At 45.4% G+C, this 18376-nt stretch carries 11 protein-coding genes; 8 read left to right on the top strand and 3 right to left on the bottom strand.

Annotated elements, in window-relative coordinates; genetic code table 11:
- Positions 1-11: 11 nt before the first annotated feature.
- Complete coding sequence (gene torE, locus R3289_RS00475; RefSeq protein ID WP_318923320.1) at positions 12-185, bottom strand: trimethylamine N-oxide reductase system protein TorE; 174 nt, start codon at positions 183-185, stop codon at positions 12-14.
- A gap of 371 nt (positions 186-556) precedes the next feature.
- The gene (locus R3289_RS00470; RefSeq protein WP_318923318.1) at positions 557-2425 is read right to left on the bottom strand and encodes a methyl-accepting chemotaxis protein; all 1869 of its coding nucleotides are present in this window, start codon (positions 2423-2425) and stop codon (positions 557-559) included.
- A 501-nt stretch (positions 2426-2926) separates the two neighbouring features.
- On the opposite strand from R3289_RS00470, the gene cobU reads away from it, so the two are divergent.
- The 8 genes from cobU to R3289_RS00430 all read left to right on the top strand — a co-directional run bounded on the left by cobU (position 2927) and on the right by R3289_RS00430 (position 14743).
- Entirely contained in the window at positions 2927-3484 is a 558-nt protein-coding gene (gene cobU / locus R3289_RS00465; protein WP_318923317.1) for a bifunctional adenosylcobinamide kinase/adenosylcobinamide-phosphate guanylyltransferase, read from the top strand.
- A gap of 128 nt (positions 3485-3612) precedes the next feature.
- Complete coding sequence (locus R3289_RS00460; protein WP_318923315.1) at positions 3613-4230, top strand: histidine phosphatase family protein; 618 nt, start codon at positions 3613-3615, stop codon at positions 4228-4230.
- A 232-nt stretch (positions 4231-4462) separates the two neighbouring features.
- The gene (locus R3289_RS00455; protein WP_318923313.1) at positions 4463-6352 is read left to right on the top strand and encodes a methyl-accepting chemotaxis protein; all 1890 of its coding nucleotides are present in this window, start codon (positions 4463-4465) and stop codon (positions 6350-6352) included.
- Positions 6353-6611: 259 nt separating this feature from the next.
- Positions 6612-8936, top strand: coding sequence for an ATP-dependent helicase (locus tag R3289_RS00450; protein ID WP_318923311.1), 2325 nt, complete (start codon positions 6612-6614; stop codon positions 8934-8936).
- 246 nt (positions 8937-9182) lie between these two features.
- Positions 9183-11870 carry an EAL domain-containing protein gene (locus R3289_RS00445; protein ID WP_318923309.1) on the top strand — a complete coding sequence of 896 codons (2688 nt, stop codon included), beginning with the start codon at positions 9183-9185 and terminating at the stop codon, positions 11868-11870.
- A 316-nt stretch (positions 11871-12186) separates the two neighbouring features.
- Positions 12187-12984 (top strand): transporter substrate-binding domain-containing protein, encoded by a 798-nt coding sequence (locus R3289_RS00440; RefSeq protein ID WP_318923306.1) that lies wholly within the window; start codon positions 12187-12189, stop codon positions 12982-12984.
- Positions 12985-13050: 66 nt separating this feature from the next.
- Positions 13051-13998 carry an amino acid ABC transporter permease gene (locus R3289_RS00435; RefSeq protein WP_318923304.1) on the top strand — a complete coding sequence of 316 codons (948 nt, stop codon included), beginning with the start codon at positions 13051-13053 and terminating at the stop codon, positions 13996-13998.
- Positions 13999-14017: 19 nt separating this feature from the next.
- Positions 14018-14743 carry an amino acid ABC transporter ATP-binding protein gene (locus R3289_RS00430; protein WP_318923918.1) on the top strand — a complete coding sequence of 242 codons (726 nt, stop codon included), beginning with the start codon at positions 14018-14020 and terminating at the stop codon, positions 14741-14743.
- Between the two features lie 247 nt (positions 14744-14990).
- Here the strand turns inward: R3289_RS00430 and R3289_RS00425 are convergent, their stop codons facing one another.
- Entirely contained in the window at positions 14991-18146 is a 3156-nt protein-coding gene (locus tag R3289_RS00425) for a C25 family cysteine peptidase (RefSeq protein WP_318923303.1), read from the bottom strand.
- Positions 18147-18376: the final 230 nt, after the last annotated feature.

Here is an 18376-nt window from a genome sequence, read left to right as displayed (position 1 = left end):
TGTTTTTTTGATTAACCATGACCAGGAGGACCTAAGAGAAAGATCTGCATCATCCAGACAATAAAACCGTACCCGCCTACAGCCATTATGCTGAGAATAGGGAAGAGGAAAATGGTTATGAAAAGGAAGGATTGCCACTCCCTTGAGCGCTTTTCCCCGCTTTCTTGATTCGTAACACTACTCATAATACCACCTGCTATTTTTATTTATAAATAGAATCTTTAAGTCGCTTTATATTTAACAAATCTATCTGTAACGAGATCATAGAGTAGTCATTCAGTGGTATTCAATTAGTACTTAAGTATTAAATTTAATATTTGTTAACTTTTTGACCCCATACAAAAATATAAATGAGTTAATACTTGGTGTTAATATTTATTGCAATTATAAGTAAAATAAAGAGTGAATATGAATAAATGTATAAGTGGTGACTTGTTAGGGTTTGGTTAATTTCGATCTGATTTTGTAGCGTTTTCGTGTGCAGGAAATATCTGCTATTTGAATAATAAAAAAGGCCGATACTCGGCCTTTTTTATTCGCTAGTCGATAAGTTTAATTAGACGATAAACTTATTCATGATGCTATCTTGTTCCCGTACAGTATTAATCTGAATGTCCATCGCGGCGTTGGCACCATCTGCCGCGTCAGCTACTTGCACCGAAAGATCTTTAATCTTAAGGGTATTACTGTTTATCTCTTCGGCAACAAGGCTTTGCTCTTCAGCGGCAGAGGCGATTTGCATATTCATATCGCTGATCTGCTGAATCGCAGTTCGGATACGCTCCAATGCTTCGTCAGCCTCTTGTGCTTTGATCACAGTACTACTTGCTGTTTCTTTACTTTGTCCCATCACCGCCACGGCAGAACTTGCCCCCGATTGCAGTTGCTCAATCATCTGGCGAATTTCTGTGGTCGACTGCTGAGTACGCTGAGCCAGGGTACGAACTTCATCAGCAACCACAGCGAAGCCACGGCCAGAATCACCCGCACGTGCAGCTTCAATGGCCGCATTCAGTGCCAGCAGGTTGGTTTGATCGGCAATCTCGTTAATTACTTTTAAGATGGTTTCAATATTCCCGGTGGCATGTTCGAGCTGTTTAACCACCTCGACGGCCTGGTCGATTTGAATCGACAGGTCAGAAATCGCTGTTGAGGTGTGCGAAACAATATTGCTGCCATCAATGACGGCGTTATCTGCTTCTTGTGCGGCAGCCGCTGCGCCCTGGGCATTGCCTGCCACATCAGAAGATGTCGAGGCCATCTCATTCATCGCTGTCGCCAATTGTTCTAACTCTTCCAATTGGGTTGCCATCGCTTTGGCGGAATGCTTGGCACCTGCCGCCGTTTGCTCGGTACCCTCCATGATATCCTGGCTGAGACCTTTGGTTTGGATGATCAGATTCTGGAGTTTTTCAGTAAAGGCATTAAACCCTCGCGCTAATTCAGCAAACTCTTCATCAGTATTGGTATCAAGACGTTGGGTCAGGTCGCCCTGACCGGAGGCAACATTCTGGATAGCGGCATTAAGCACTTGAAGCGGGCGCATTAACACTTTAATCAGTAGTAACAGTGCAATGATGCCCAGTACCAGCGCAACTAATGAATAAATTATGGAATTAGTTTTTAACTCATCAACGGCGGCATAAGCGATGCTCTTATCAAGTACAACACCGATAAACCAGCGCTGCCCCTCAATTTTGGCAAACGATACATCAACCTGGTTGCCGTCTAGCTCTGTGGTTTGGATAGAATTTGATATGGAGATCCCGCTTAAGAATGCAGACATTGGCTGGCCATTCATTTTGGTATCTGGGTGCGCAATAACAGTGCCATTTTCTGAAACTAAAAAGAGGTAACCGGCATCAAACAGCGACACCTTGTTCACTGTTTTAGCCATACCCGCCAGGCTGACATCAAAAAAAATGGCACCTTTGAATTGACTTGCTTCCATGACTGGCGTCGCGATGGAGACTAAAATTTCGTTAGTCACAGAGTCTGCATAGGGAGCCGTAATAATAAGATCCCGGGCATTTTTGGTATCTTTATACCAAGGCCGGCTTCTTGGATCCCATGATGTTCCCGGGTTCCAATTAGGATCATTACTGATGTAAGAGCCATCATTTTCAAAACCAACCCCGGTCAATAAAAAAGTGTTTTTGATCGTGGGTTGGCTGATTATCGATTCGATATTATTCAGTGACAGATCCTCTTCGATCATGCTGGCGGCATAGCGGACAAGTGCTTTTCGGCTGTTTAACTCCGCGTTAACGGTATTACCAATTCCGGACACAATTTCATCCACACTTTTCGTCACAAGTGTTTCAATTTCTCCTTTGATATTAAAATATTGGTTTGCAGACAGCAGCGAAAGTGCAACTAGTAGTATAGCTGAAGAAGTCGCGACAACTTTGTGGTTGAACTTCATAGGATCCTTCCCTCAACGAGAGCTAAAAATTATTTTTTATGTGTTACTGATCATTTTATCGGCAAAGAGAATAGATTCTAAAGAGAAGTGTTGAAAATATGTGTGATGAGGATGGATATTTTGTATAACTGCTTGTTGTGAAATAGTTTGTTAGGCTGAGAAATATTCATGTTAGTCGGTTGCGCATCATGGTGGGTATGCATGGTGTTGAAAAGAACACTCAACTTGATTTTCAGATCCCTTCATAAAAATAATTAACCATGTAATATGCAAGGCAGCTGGTTTTAAAGTTATCTTTAAGTGTATGGATATTAATATAAAAATATTTTTATATTAGTTTTGATTTTAATTACACTTCAATATCAGCCGTTTTTCATCTCAATACTTGGCGCACAAACTTAATGATATAGTGGCGTGTATGGTTATGAATTGGAACAACTTCCTTAACGATACTTACTGAAAATCACCCAACAATAATAACTTGGTCGGAAGGTATATGAGATGAACACGCGAATGGGGCACGTTGAATTTATTCTAGGCGGAGCACGTTCTGGCAAAAGCAGCTACGCGGAACGCAGAGCCAAAGAGTCGGGGCTGACAGTTAAATATATTGCGACCGCCACCGTGGATGATGATGAAATGGCGCAGCGTGTCATCCATCATCAGCAACAACGACCGGCACATTGGCCGGTTATTGAAGAGCCGCTGGCACTGGCTGAAGCAATACGTTGCCACAGTATTCCCGGCAGCTGTCTGCTGGTTGATTGCTTGACGTTATGGCTCACCAACTGTTTGTTTGGTGAGCACGATCTCGTCTGGTCTGATGCAAAAGCACAACTGTTAGAAGCACTAGATCAGGCTCAGGGGCAAGTCATCTTAGTGTCAAACGAGGTCGGGCAGGGCATTGTCCCGATGGGGGAAATGTCGCGTCGCTTTGTTGACGAAGCCGGATGGTTGCATCAGGCAATTGCAAAGCAGGCTGATCGGGTGGTTTTCGTAATGGCGGGCTTGCCGCAAATACTGAAAGGCGTCGCCAGTGAGTTGGATTTACGTCATTAGTTGTAATACGGCGGCATAGTTACCCGAACGGTTGCGGGCACTACTCACGATCTCTGGTGAAACCGCCGTAATGTCATTAACACAAAACTGATATCATTCGCTGATCTTAACCGTTTAAAGGCGTAGTTATGACGACCACAACAATCGAGTTATTACGGCATGGCCAGCCAACAGACAGTGACTGCATGCGAGGAAGAACCGATGTTCCTCTGAGCCCGGTAGGGTGGGAGCAGATGCAACAGGCTTTGGATCGCCAGCCAGAGAGTACGTCGGGTATTGATTGTATTATTACCTCACCGCTTGTTCGTTGCGCAGCCTTTGCCAAGCGATTCGGGCAACAGGCAGGAAGGCCGGTAAACGTTATCGAACAGTGGCAAGAAATTGATTTTGGTGACTGGGACGGCATTCCCTACGCGCAGCTGTGGCAGCAAGAGAAAGAACGCTTAAGTCAGTATTGGGCTGATCCCTGGTCGCATACACCGCCCAACGGTGAGGCGCTGGTTGCGTTCGATAGCCGGATTCGAAATGCTTTCCAGCAGCTGCTTCGTGATCACGCGGGGAAACATCTGCTAGTGGTCACCCATGCAGGAGTCATAAGACAACTTATTCAGCAACTGCTCAAGCTACCGAAGGATGATACCCATTTAAGCCGTATCGAGCTTCCTTACGCATCGAGGATCAAGATAACCGTTTATGTTGATGAAGATCAGCATCAGTGGCCGCGTTTACATCTGGCCGTTTTTTGATCGCCTAACTGTTATATCAATGTTCATTTGCGATTTGAGAGGCTCTGGCCTCTCTGGTACTGGCTCCTTTCTCTACCTATATTTTCCAAATCCGGCACTATATTACTGAACAAGGTTCAACTTGTTGCACTTCAATTATTGTATTTATAGCATTTTATGGATACTTTCTAGCTATAACATATAAAAATCATACACTTAAATATAAAAGTGGTTGCACATCAAGGTGGTATCGATGAGTCTCACATTAAAAGCAAAACTGGTGTTAGCCAGTGTGGTCGCTATTACCGTGACCGCAGCGTCTTTTGGCATTGTTTCATATTCTGAAATGAAGCAGGAAGCGTGGCGTGCTATTGAAAGTGAAAGTACGAATACAGCGCAGGCCCATGCGATGGGAATTGGTGACTGGATACTAGGGAAAAGACATGCGATAGAGGGCCTTAAAGAAGCAATTGAAAATGATCAGTCACTCGATATTGTTTCGCACCTTAAACAAACCTATAAGTCAGGTGGATTTGGTTTAAGTTATTATGGTAACGCAAAGGGAGAAATGTTCCGTCAGGATCCGTCGCTCAATACTGCGGGATATGATCCGAGAACCCGAGGTTGGTATAAACAAGCATTCGCAGCAGACAACTTTATTACCACCAAGCCCTATGTGAGCCATACGATGAACGCGCTGGTGGTGACTATGGCGGATCCTGTACGTAATAATGGTAAGGTGATCGGGGTTGCCGCATCTAACTTAGCATTAGATAAGCTTACCCAGGACGTCATTTCAATGCCTGTTTTGGGTGAAGGTTATGCCATGTTACTCGATAACAGCGGGATCATTGTTGCGCACCCAAACAAAGACTTAGTCTTAAAAGATACCGCGGAAATAGGCCAGGGTTTTGCACTGGAGAATTTACGCCGGGAAATGAGTTCCGACAGCTTCTTTAAAACAACAATTGACGGTCAGGAAATGGCCGTGAAGATCGAACGTGTTCCTAACACAACATGGCTTCTTGCGTTTGTTATGGATATCGACGTGCTTGAAGCGCCTTTGAGAAATATGGTCTTACAGCAGATGCTGTTTGGTCTGATGATTCTTCTTGCGATGGGGAGCGGTACAGCGTGGTTTGTGAACCGCCAGCTGGCTGAATTAGCCAAAGTCAGTGATGCGCTTTCTGATATCGCCCATGGTGAAGGTGATCTGACCGTGAGTATCAGCACCCGCAGTGATGACGAGGTCGGAAAACTGGCTTCTAATTTCAATGTTTTTGTTGCGCGTTTACATCAGATGGTCACACGATTAAGTGAAATAACGGTACAGTTGAACGATCAGGCAAAAGTAACCTCTCAAGCGGCAGCTGCGCGACATCAGAATATCCGCCTGCAGCAGGACGAAATCACGATGGTTGCAACGGCTGTTACTGAAATGGCTAGTGCAACTCAGGAAATTGCCGGAAACGCTGAAAACACCGCAAAAACCAGCACTCAGGCGGTGACGCTGAGCAGCGACGGTTACGATCAGGTAAACAAGAGTCAGAGCTCTATTGGAGAGCTGGAAAAAGAAGTTACCAATGCGGTGGGAATTATCGAAGAATTGAACGGCCACGCGCAGCAAATCAGTACGATTTTGGCGACTATTCGCTCGATTGCTGAACAAACGAATTTACTGGCGCTTAATGCCGCTATTGAAGCTGCTCGAGCCGGCGAGCAGGGACGGGGATTTGCGGTGGTAGCGGATGAGGTACGCGTGCTGTCACAACGTACGCACTCGTCAACAGAAGAAATTCAGCAAATGATTGAGACGCTACAATCGACAACCCAACGTGCGGTATTAGTAATGTCAGATAGCCATCAACTTGCTGCAACCAGTGTGGATGATGTGGACGAAGCGGGATCGAGCTTAGAGCGAATTTCGCATGCGATCAGTGAAATCAGTGATATGGCCACCCAAATCGCTTCAGCAGCAGAAGAGCAGTCTTCGGTGACATCTGAAATTAGTCGCAATACTGAAGGCGTAAAAAATGTTGCCGATAATTTAGCCGAAGAGTCTTTGGAAGCCGCTAAGCAGGCAGAAGAGCTCAACCTGCTGGCTTCAGAGCTTGGGCAAGAGGTCGGCCGATTTAAGCTCTAAACCTGAAAAACATAAACCAGAAGAAAAAGCCCGGCCTCAGTTTGCCGGGCTTAATATATCCAAATTACTGCGTAAGAAATTTCATTGAAGCCAGCTTCACTGCCTTGGCTTTAATCGATTTTGATTCAATAATTATTTAATTTTCCATTGTCATTCGAATTAGAGGTGTCAGTTGAGGTTGTTGCCTTTTTAGGGAATATAACGCTCAACTATGGCAGAATCCTCTTTATTCGATAGGATTTGAGATTTGGTTATACCCATGACACGTTTTACCCCTGAACAACAAGCATTTATTCATCATCAAACCGGAAATGCTTTATGTGTGGCGGGAGCCGGAACGGGGAAAACGACCACGCTGGTAGGTCTTATCAAGCATAAACTGGCCAGCATACCTGCGAGTGCAATGCTGGTTATGATGTTTAACCGGGACATTCGCACCGATTTTCAACATAAGCTGCAAACTTCCGGGGTAAGCGACGCCGTACCGGTCCATACCTTCCACAGTTTTTGTCTAAAGCTGCTTAATCAGACCGGATACTTAAGAGAAACGGGCTACCAGCTCGATTTTCAGGAGGGTGATCGGGATAAAGCATTGGCCAAATCCGTGCTTCGAACGCTGGCGGGGCACGAGAAAGGGTATCAACGCCAGCAGCTGATCAAAGATCCTAAGTCAATCGAACTGCTGATGAGTTTTATTGGCCTAGTTAAAGCGCATATGATGGCGCCGAAAGACGTATTCGAATTATCCGATATCAACCGTGAGTACCGATTTATTATTGATGCGTATTGGCAGTTTGAGACGTTACGCAAAGAACACAAATTACTTTTCTTTGATGACTGGCTTGTCGAATCAGTCAATGTGCTCAAAAATTCAGAGGCACTACGAAACGACTACCATCAACAATTCCAATTGATTGTGGTTGATGAATTTCAAGATATTAATACAGCGCAGTATCAATTATTAAAGCAGCTGCTAGGGCCGCAAGCTCAGCTGATTGCCGTTGGTGACGTCGACCAGTGTATTTACAAGTGGCGTGGAAGTGCACCGCAATTCATGCTCAATTTCGAAACGGATTTTTCGCCGGCGAGTACTTACTCACTGTCGAGAACATTCCGCTTTGGTCATAGCCTTGCGCTGTCGGCAAGCCATCTTATTGCCAATAACAAACAGCGATTTCATGATTTTTTGACCGTTTCGCACGATAACGTTGCCGATACGCAAGTTGAAGTGGCGGGAAGTGCGCGTCAGGTCGGGGAAATCATTGAATCTGTTCAGGCATATATTACCAGCGGTGGTGATGCCTCCGAGGTTGCGATTCTGGTCAGACGCTGGTCTCAGACCCTACTGTTTGAACTGGCTTTCTTAAGTAAGCAGATTGCTTATCAGATGCCGGTTCCCTCGGTGCTGGCCAATAGCCGTGAAGTGAAATTACTGATCGATCTGATGTCTGTTGCAACCGGTCGCTATGATGAGTGGAGCCATCAGCAGAAATCAACGCTGCTGTTTAACCTGCTATGCTTTCCGCACTGTTATGTGCCGAATAAGCAACTGCGTCCGATCTGTGACGAGCTGGCCGTTATACCAGCAGCGAAGTGGGATACGTTTGCTAAGAACCTTGAGACTGCGGATCGTGACGGTAAGTTTGATAATTTGCTCGACAGGCTTGATCTCATTGTGCGATTAGCGCGAAAAGGGGCGTTCAAAGCCTTAGATGTTTATCGTCAGTATCGAAGAGAAAGCCAGCTTGACAATTGGATCTGGAAAACAGAATCGACAGCCTCAGAAATTGAGGAAGCAATTGAGCGATTAGACAGTATTGAGACGGTGCTGGATTCGATGGATCAAAACTGTGAAAAAGCCTTGCAGTATTTTGAATATTATTCGCAACAATCAGCCTCAATGAACAAAAATCCACAAGGTATTCAGCTTACAACCATTTTCCGTGCCAAAGGCTGTGAATACAATCAGGTTTATCTGCCCTATTGGGATAAAGATGCTTTCCCTTACGTGAATAAGTCGGCGGTCAGTATATCTGCTGATACGGAAGAAGAACGAAGGTTGGCTTACGTCGGGCTTACCCGGGCTAAGAACATCGCAAAAATCTATTACAGTATGACCAATATCGGTGCAAAAAGCAGTACTGGCAATAAGGCACAGCAAATGAAAAATGCGAGTTCTTTTGTACCGGAAGCCAAAGTTGATATCGCCAGTGAACTGGGCCCTCAGTTATACCAGACGGGCAAATTGCCACACCATAAATCCCCCATTGTTTGCGAATACTATAAGCGTCTGGGACGGTCAGATGACGTTCTAGTGCCTGAGCCGCAAAAAGAAGCCTTACCACAAAGTGGATCTGTACAGCTTAGTGAAGGTAACAATTACAGCTATCTGTGGGCGTTAGAACAACCGGTGCCAAATAATGCTGAAAAAGTAATTCGGGCATTGGTAAAAACCAAAACGGCAAAGTATCTCGATTCAGAAATTGCGCGCGTTCTGCGTGAATTAAAATCAGCACAGGCAACCAAGAAAAGCGTGCTGGTGAATCGCCTTATTGTTGTTGCGAGAGCCAGGGCAAGGCGGTGATTATTCCCTGTTCTGGCATCGCGATAATTCGTATAGAGAAGCAATGGAAGCGTTACATCAGCAGCGCCTGCGAAAGAACAGTCAAAAGCGGTTTTGATTTACTTCGCGCTTTAAATGCGGCATTGGGTACCGGGTGCTATGAGCGAATTTTACCTCGGTATAATATGGAAAAGTACAACTGGCTGTTGTATCAAACTTTTCCCTGTGTTGTTACTATGTAAATGACGAATATAACAATATAAATGCATGACAGATGCAAATAAAAAAGAGACAACGACAAGAATGAACAATGCTGGTTTTCTCGCTCTGACGCACAATGCCGCCTTATTACTGGCAATGTTTTTTATCTACGATATGGCAACCAGTCGCAGTCGTGCCGCATTCGCTCCATTCTGGACGGTGCTCACGGGTATTGCGCTGGGAGTGATCGGCATTATCATCATGCTCACACCCTGGGAGTATGCACCTGGAATTGTATTTGATACCCGCTCGGTGCTGCTTGGGATCGCCGGACTTTTTTTTGGCGCAGTTCCTACTTTAGTTGCTATGGTGATGACCGCAATATTACGCCTTTATCAGGGGGGCGACGCTGCAATTACTGGGGTCATGGTGATCGTCGCTTCAGGCTTATTGGGCATTGCCTGGCACTATTACCGTCAGCGTCCGTTATCAGAGTTATTGGCCCGTGAAATTTACCTGTTCGGCATCGTTATTCATGGGGTAATGCTGGCGTTGATGTTTACTTTGCCGTGGGATATCGCGCTCAAGGTACTCTCTAGCATCACCTTTCCGGTATTACTTATTTACCCATTGATCACCGTTGTTCTGGGGATGTTGTTTACCCGACGTCTCCAGCGTGATCAGACAGCCGTTGCTTTACAGGAAAGCGAATTCCTGTTCCGCTCTCAATTCGATTTGGGCAACATTGGGGTTGCTATCACCCATCCGGAAAAAAGCTGGTTGCGGGTAAACCCCCGGCTCTGTGAAATGCTTGGCTATAGCGAGGAAGAGCTGCTTCGGCTGACCTGGCCTGAGTTGACTCATCCTGAAGATCTGCAGCCTGATCTGGATCAGTTTGATCGTATGCTGAAGGGTGAAAATGAGGGCTATTCGTTAAACAAACGTTTCATCCGTAAGGGGGGCGATACCGTTTATGCCCACATGACGATTACCTGCTACCGAATCGATGGGAAAGTCCAGTTTGTGATTGCCGGTATGTTAGATACCACTGAGAGCAAACAGGCCGAAGAGTCGATGAAACTGGCCTCAATGGTTTATCAAAACAGCAGTGAGGCGATGGTTGTTACTGACAGCGAGGGAGAAATTATTACCACTAACCCTGCGTTTACGGAAATGACGGGTTATTCGCTCGATGAAATCAAAAATAAAAGCCCTACATTTCTGACGTCTAACCAGGATAAAAAGGTCTTCCAGGCCATGTACCATGCTTTAAATACGACTGGCCGCTGGCAGGGAGAGGTGAAGGGTCGTCATAAAAACGGTGAAGACTATGTTGCGATGCTGACAGTTAACTCCATTTATAATTCTGATGGGGCAATCCATCGCCGGGTTGCTCTGTTGTCCGATATTACCGATAAGAAAAAGTCTGAAGAAATTATCTGGACCCAGGCTAACTTTGATTTTTTAACCGGGCTGCCTAATCGCCGTATGTTTATTGAGCGGCTGGATCTGGAAAAGAAGAAGACGGACCTTTCCACCATGCCCATGGCTTTGCTGTTTCTTGACCTTGACCATTTTAAGAAAGTAAACGATACCCTTGGCCATAATTTGGGGGATCAGCTACTTAATGCTGCAGCACTGCGCCTGCGCGGCTGTGTACGGGAAACCGATATGGTATCTCGGCTTGGAGGGGATGAATTTACCGTGATCCTCGGTGAGCTGGAAAATACACAGGGCGCTGAACGAGTTGCCCAAAAAATTCTGCACGCATTCTCTGCGCCTTTCTTGCTCGGCGTTGAAACCATTTATATCACCCCCAGCATTGGGATTACCTTCTATCCGGATGACGGTAATGAAACGGAGGCTCTGCTGATGAATGCCGACCAAGCCATGTATTCGGCCAAGGAGCAAGGGCGTAACCGTTACCACCTTTTTACTGTATCCATGTATGAAGAGGCGCAATACCGGCGGCAATTAGCAAACGATTTACGTGAAGCGATTAAAAACAACCAGTTACAACTTCACTATCAGCCAATCGTTGAGCTGGCAACAGGTAACATCAGTAAAGCCGAGGCATTGATCCGCTGGCAACACCCAGTTCTCGGCTTGGTTAGCCCTGCTGAATTTATCCCTATTGCCGAAGAAACCGGCATCATTGTCGAGATTGGAGATTGGGTATTCCGTCAGGCGGCTCACCAGACCGCTCGCTGGCGTGCATCGCACCATAAAAACTTTCAGATCAGTATTAATAAATCCCCGTTGCAGTTTTGTGACGGAGGAAGTGATATCTCGAGCTGGCTGCAACACCTGCAAGAACTTGACCTGCCTGGGCAGGCTGTTATTGTCGAGATCACTGAAGGTTTGTTGCTTGACGCCAGCAAAACAGTCACGGACAAGCTGCTTGCGTTTCGTGATGCCGGAATTCAGGTTTCACTGGATGACTTTGGCACCGGCTATTCGTCCCTGTCTTATATCAAAAAATTTCATATCGATAATATCAAGATCGATCAATCGTTCGTGCGTAATCTCAAAGCGAATTCAGACGATATGGCATTGTGTGAGGCCATCATCGTAATGGCACACAAACTAGGCATGCAAGTCGTAGCTGAAGGGATTGAAACTGAGGAGCAGCGAGCTTTACTGGCTGCCGCCGGCTGTGATTACGGACAGGGTTACTTGTTTTCCAGGCCGCTTCCGGAACCAGAGTTCAGCCGCATATTGCCGCGCCATATACCGGTGCTAGATATCATTTGATTGTTAATATTGTTAGGACAAAACCATTATTAGCATAAGTTTTCTAATATTCTGAATATTATCTTATTTTCAAAGTATTCATGGGGGCGATATTACTGGTGGGGTGGTAATCACTCTAATCGATACACATAGCCATCAATTATATTGCCAAAGGGCCCCCATGTTAATGGTTTTGCTGTTATTTGTTTCGTAAATGTTTGGGTGTGTAGTGGTTAATTTGTTATAAAAACAACGGTGTCGTATTGATGCTGGTGAGTTATAACTAATTTGCTGTTTAAATTAAAGACTTAAACAGCCTAACTATACAGGGATGTCTATGCGCAAATTATTTGGTGGTTTTGTCGCTGCTTTAGCACTTCTTACTACGTCGGCTACAACGTCTGCTGGTCCGATCCTCGATGATATTGCAAAATCGGGTGAGTTACGGGTTTGTTTTGATGCTGGCTATATGCCGTTTGAAATGAAAAGTAAAAATGGTTCTTTTATTGGGTTTGATATTGATATCGGTAAGTTGATGGCGCGTCAGATGGATGTGAAATATGTGCCGATTAATACTGCCTGGGATGGAATTATACCCACCTTGCTGACGGGAAAGTGCCATATGATTAATGCTGGCATGACAATAAATGCCAAGCGTAATATGCGAGTTAATTTCGCTGACCCTTATATTGTCATTGGCCAGAGTATTCTGCTTAACCCTGAGCTTGAAGGAAAAATCACCAGCTATAAAGACTTGAATGATAGTCAATATACTATTGCGACTAAGCTGGGCACCACGGGTGAGCAAGCAATTAAACGTATGATCAGTAAAGCCAAGCTAAACGTATTTGAAACCCAGTCTGATGCCGTACTTGAAGTGGCAAACGGTAAGGCCGATGCGTTCATTTACGATATGCCGTTTAATGCTATTTATGCCTCGCAAAACGCAGGTAAAGTTGTGCACCTGGATCAGCCATTTACATTTGAACCGCTAGGTTGGGCGGTTGTACAGGGCGATAGCGATATGCTGAATTTTTTAAATAACTTCCTTCGTCAGATCAAAGGCGATGGTACGTATGATCGTGTCTACGACAAATGGTTTAAAAACGACAGTTGGTTGAAGCAAGTGCAATAACCATCATCGGCCAGGCGGTATGTCTGGCCGGCTTGTTTTACTCCCCAACGCCTAATGGAAGAAGTTATGTTTAGGACGTCGAATCGTTGGCTGTGGCACGGCCTTTTTGTTGTTATTCTCGGGTTATCCATTCTTGGTGTGTATCAATCCTCCAAACAAATAAATTACAACTGGCAATGGGAAAGGGTAACCCCTTATTTACTCGATACCTCTCCTCTGGAAATCAGAGCTGGCGGTGATGGAACTGTCATTGTTAATGACAATGGCTCACTGATCATCGATTTTGATTACGATGACAGCCCTCAACGAGTGAAGAACTACGATGAACGTTTGGTCGAAGACGGTGACATCGTATTTGAGGGAGATATTATTGCGCGATCGGAACATTGGTCAATCGGACCCTTAGTGTTCGGACTTTGGGTGACACTGAAAATATCTGTTATTTCATTATTCTTTGCTGTCATTCTCGGTTTAGTCGCGGGACTGATGCGGATATCGGATAATCCGGTTACCAAGAACTTCTCATTTCTCTATGTAGAAATTATCCGTGGTACGCCCTTATTGGTTCAGATATTCATCGTCTACTTTTTCTTGGGTACGATAATGGATTTGGAACGATTTACCGCCGGTGTCGTTGCGTTATCTATTTTTACCGGGGCGTATATCGCAGAGATTATTCGTTCGGGTATCCAGTCCATTCCGCCGGGCCAGATGGAAGCAGCCCGTTCGCTTGGTATGAGTTACCCCAAGGCAATGGTTTATGTCATATTGCCTCAGGCATTTAAACGCACACTGCCACCAATGGCCGGACAGTTGATCACCTTAATCAAAGATTCCTCTTTAGTTTCTGTTATTTCAATTACGGATCTGACAAAAGCCGGGCGTGAAGTGATCAGTGGCAGCTTTGCCACGTTCGAAATCTGGTTCGTGGTAGCGGGGCTATATTTGCTATTAACCACTTCGTTATCTTGGTTTGTTCAACGCATTGAGAAGAGGTTAGCGTCCAGTGACTAGAGATTACAACGGCAACGAGATGATCGTCGCGACCCAAGTCGACAAGATATATCCGAATAACTGTCATGCATTGAAAAAGGTAAGTGCGACCATCAAGCGCGGTGAAGTGGTCGTGATTATCGGCCCGTCGGGATCGGGTAAGTCGACATTTCTGCGCACGCTTAATCAGCTGGAAGATATCAATTCTGGCACTATTATGATTGATGGCATAGATATGTATGCCCGAGGAACTGATATTAACGCCCTGCGTGAAAATGTGGGAATGGTATTCCAGTCATTTAATCTATTTCCGCACAAGACCGTGAAGGGCAATGTCATGCTGGCACCGTTAACCGTCACTAAACGGACAGCGAAAGAGGTTGAAGAGCACGCAGAAAGCTTGCTGTACCGAGTGGGGTTAGCCGAAAAAATGGATGTTTATCCCTCTCACCTTTCTGGTGGACAGCAGCAGCGGGTAGCCATTGCGCGCGCATTGGCAATGAAGCCCGACATTATGCTGTTTGATGAGCCAACATCAGCGCTTGATCCAGAAATGGTCGGCGAAGTGCTGGATGTCATGAAAGGACTCGCAGCAGATGGCATGACGATGGTGGTGGTTACCCACGAAATGGGATTTGCTCGCGAGGTCGCCGACAGAGTGCTGTTTATGGAAGAGGGTGAATTACTGGTCAGTGATACCCCAGAAAATATTTTCGGTAGTGCCAAGCATTCTCGGTTACAGCAATTTTTATCCAAAATACTGTAGTTATAATCATTTAAATCACTGTCTCGACGGTGGTTTAAATGTGAAGAAAAATGGACAATTAAACAACCCGATAGGTTTATTTTTTTGGATTAATTGTACGAGTTTGCAAACAGATTACATCTGAAAATTATTACGTATGTACATCAGCATAACTTTTCGATAGAACCATATTTTTAACAATGACCTTAACCTGACAGCCACCATCCCGAAGATTGCTAACTGTCAGATCAAGTTTCAATTTTATACCTTATTTAACATGGATAGTATTGGTCGATGAAGATTGCATGCCTTCATTATCCGTCACTGTTAATTTGAATGTTAACGTTGTTTCGAATGCCGGTGCTGCAGCATAGGCGTAGTGGCCATCTGAATGGTCAATCCGTACTGCTGGGCCTTCGATCTGAGTCCACTTATAGCTTACGATGGAACCATCAGAGTCGCTTGATTTCCTGCCGTCTAGCGCGATCCATTGATTAAACGATGCTGTTTGTTCAGAACCTGCATGCGCCACTGGTGCCTGGTTAGACGGAACGTCAGGATCTTTTACAACCACGGTCTGTAGAACCGAACTACTCTTACCTTCATTATCGGTGACTGTTAATTGGAATTTTAACGTTGCATCGAATGCAGGTGTTGCAGCATAGGCGTAACTGTTATCCGAATAGTCAATTCTAACTGCAGGCCCCTCAATCTGAGTCCACTTATAGCTCTCGATGGAACCATCAGGATCCATTGATTGTCTGCCGTTTAGAGTGATCCATTGATTAAATGAGGCCGTTTGATCTGAATCAGCTTGTGCGACAGGTGCGAGATTAGTTGTGCTCGCAGGTGCTTTTACAACCACGGTGTGCGAGGCTGAATGACTTAAACCAGATCCGTCAGTTACCGTTAGTTTGAATACCAGAGTTTCATCACTGGTGATATTTTCTGCTGTTTGCACCCAGGCTCTGCTCGAGTAAGCGCGATTGATGGTAACGCTCTGTCCTGAAGTCTGTGTCCAGTGATAACGAAGTCTTCCTTTAGACGCGACAGATTGGCGTCCGTCTAAGAAAAACCAGTCGCTAGCTTCAACGGTTTGACCTGATTGAACATTGGCTTTAGGGCCATTACCTTCAACGGTAATCTGGCCTTCATAGGCCGCTGCATTGTGCTCAGTGACCGTTAGGGTCATCGCTTCATTGGTTTTCAGTTCAAAATGTGCAAGTCCGTTTTGATCCGTGGTGGCCACATGGGATTCACCCGATACGGTAACCAGTGCAACGCGTGCATCTTTTAACAGTTCACCGTCGCTGCGAACGGTGACATCAAATGATGCAACGCTTCCGTGGGTAAAGCGTGTTGGGTGAGTCACCGTTAGTTCTTGCGGACGTTGGGTTCGTAATTCCAGTTCAGGATCGCCAAACCAGCTGAAGAAACGAGCTGTTGAAAGTGCTAGGCCTTGGGCCCCAAAGTGGTTGAACAGGCGGTGCTTGGCACGGTTCATTGCCATTGCCGGACGCCATGAAACCGGGTAAATATTGCTGGACCAATTGCCGTCATAATCATCCCAGAAGCTATCCATAATGGCGGCGTGCATAAGATCGTTGTAACCGGAATAGCTGACACGTACAGCACCTGTGAAGCCTACTGCGCCACCGTTAGGATTGCGCATCCAAGATTCTGCAAATGAATCTTTGCCGTCAAACCAGCCGGTCGCACAGTTAAGGCTAAAAACGACTGGCGACATGTTACCGTTGACCAGTTCGTTGACTTCCGAAGCGGTATATTGCGGATCTGCCCAGCCAGAGCCATCGGCATAACCATGATCTCGGTGCATAACCAGCCCGACGCCTTGGTTAATCGCTGTTGCGATTTGAACCTTGTTACCATTCCCCTGATTTTTCCACTCTTGGGGAACCGTCAACGGCGGTGTTATCCTTGCGCTGCCGTAGTCCCATCCACCATATTGAAGTTCTTTCGTTAGATCGGCGTCCCACTGCAGTGCTGTGTGGATTTGATAGCCTTTGTTAAACAGGTCGCCGGGACTGCCGAAGAAGTTATAATCAGGCCCGAGGAAGTCGGCCACCCGGTGAAGATCTTCCATAAACATTCGATCGGCTTTTCTATTATTATTGCTGTCCTGATACTGACCCGCCAGTAGGGCGTGGCTGTAACGATCTGAATCAAATGGTGTTTTTTCATAATTTAATGTTCGATTGACCATGTTAGTGATCTGATCTTCGGTATCACCAGGTAAACGGCCGATCACCAGGTCAGGGTATTTATCGGAGCCATCAACCAGGGTGTACTCGAAATCGGTGTGCCACTTATGATCCGTGCCATGATAACCATGACCGACGATTTCCCAGGCGGGAACATCTTCATGATCGCCAACAAAAAGAACATAGGAGGTCATTGTCCCTTTCTTGTACGCATTGGCAATGTATTCTTTGATCTGAGCCTGAGTGCTACCGGTTTCAGTAATAGGTGCGACATAAACGTTATAGCCCTTTTTACGCTTCCATGCTGCCAGAGGTTCTATGGCGTTTCTGAATCGATCTGCGGTAATGATTAAGTAATCCGCAGCCTGAGACGGAGTAATTGTCGAATTAGTTTCTGGCTGGGCTGGAATAAAATCCTTTCCAGAGTCTTTCGTCGTTTCGGATCGAATGTCGATGATGGAATCTGTCGGCGCATCAAAATCTAGCGCGTCTTTACGCTTGGCTTTTTGCTGACTGTTTTCTGGCAGAACATAGTTCACATGAAAACGTACTTTTTGCGCAAAACGAACGGTTTTTTCAATCGGATTAAATTCAATTGGTCGATATGAAATTACCGCATAGCTTTTGCCTCGCACACGGATTGTTTCTATAACGGTAACCAGTGGGCTTTTACTATCAGTTAAGAGACCGTAAGCAGCCTCATCTTTAACGAATGGCATGTGTTGATCAGGTCGTTCACCATCCATTGTGACAACGTCAGGGAAGGGCAATTGAACCGGGTCGACGGTGATATCGCTAAATGTTTCAGACCACTCAACCTCATCAATTGCAATATCCAGTTGTGCACCTTCAGGAATGCGAACCATTTGTCGGTAACCTGTCAGATTGGGTTTACCTGGTTCTGCCGGGCTGCCGCCGTCTGGTAGCATAATACGGTTATAGATATTTCCATCAGCCATTTTTATCTTGCCCATGGTCAACGATGAAAGTTTAGCTTCAAAGACTGCGCTATTACTACTTCGGGTCGCTATCGAGAAATATTTATCGCCCTGTGTTGGCGTAGCGGAAGAAACGGCATCAATCATTTGATCAAAATGGATGACTTGTTTGTCAAAAACCGTTGCGTCTGTGTGCTCGACGGCCCAAACGGGTTGTGCCAGCAGAGCAAGAGCACAGGCAGAGCCCTTAAACATTTTTCTCATTATTATCTCCTGTAAGTTCTGATTCGTGTTTGTTGCAAAAACTTGTGATAAGTAAATTCCGCTTAAATTAGCGAGATTGACTAAAAATAAAGACATGCTTGATAGCGCATGATCTGATTTATGTACCGATAAATTAGCTATTTCACTTTCTGATGTTCAAGGTTGGTTATACTGCACATATGAGTTGTGATTTTTAGACTGCGGTGAAAAAGTTGATAGCGAAAAACAGT

Origin of the sequence: Photobacterium sp. (genome assembly GCF_033720175.1) — a bacterium.
Taxonomy (GTDB): Bacteria; Pseudomonadota; Gammaproteobacteria; order Enterobacterales; family Vibrionaceae; genus Photobacterium.
The sequence above is the reverse complement of the archived record's forward strand: the minus strand, read 5'-3'. Positions and strand labels throughout refer to the sequence as shown.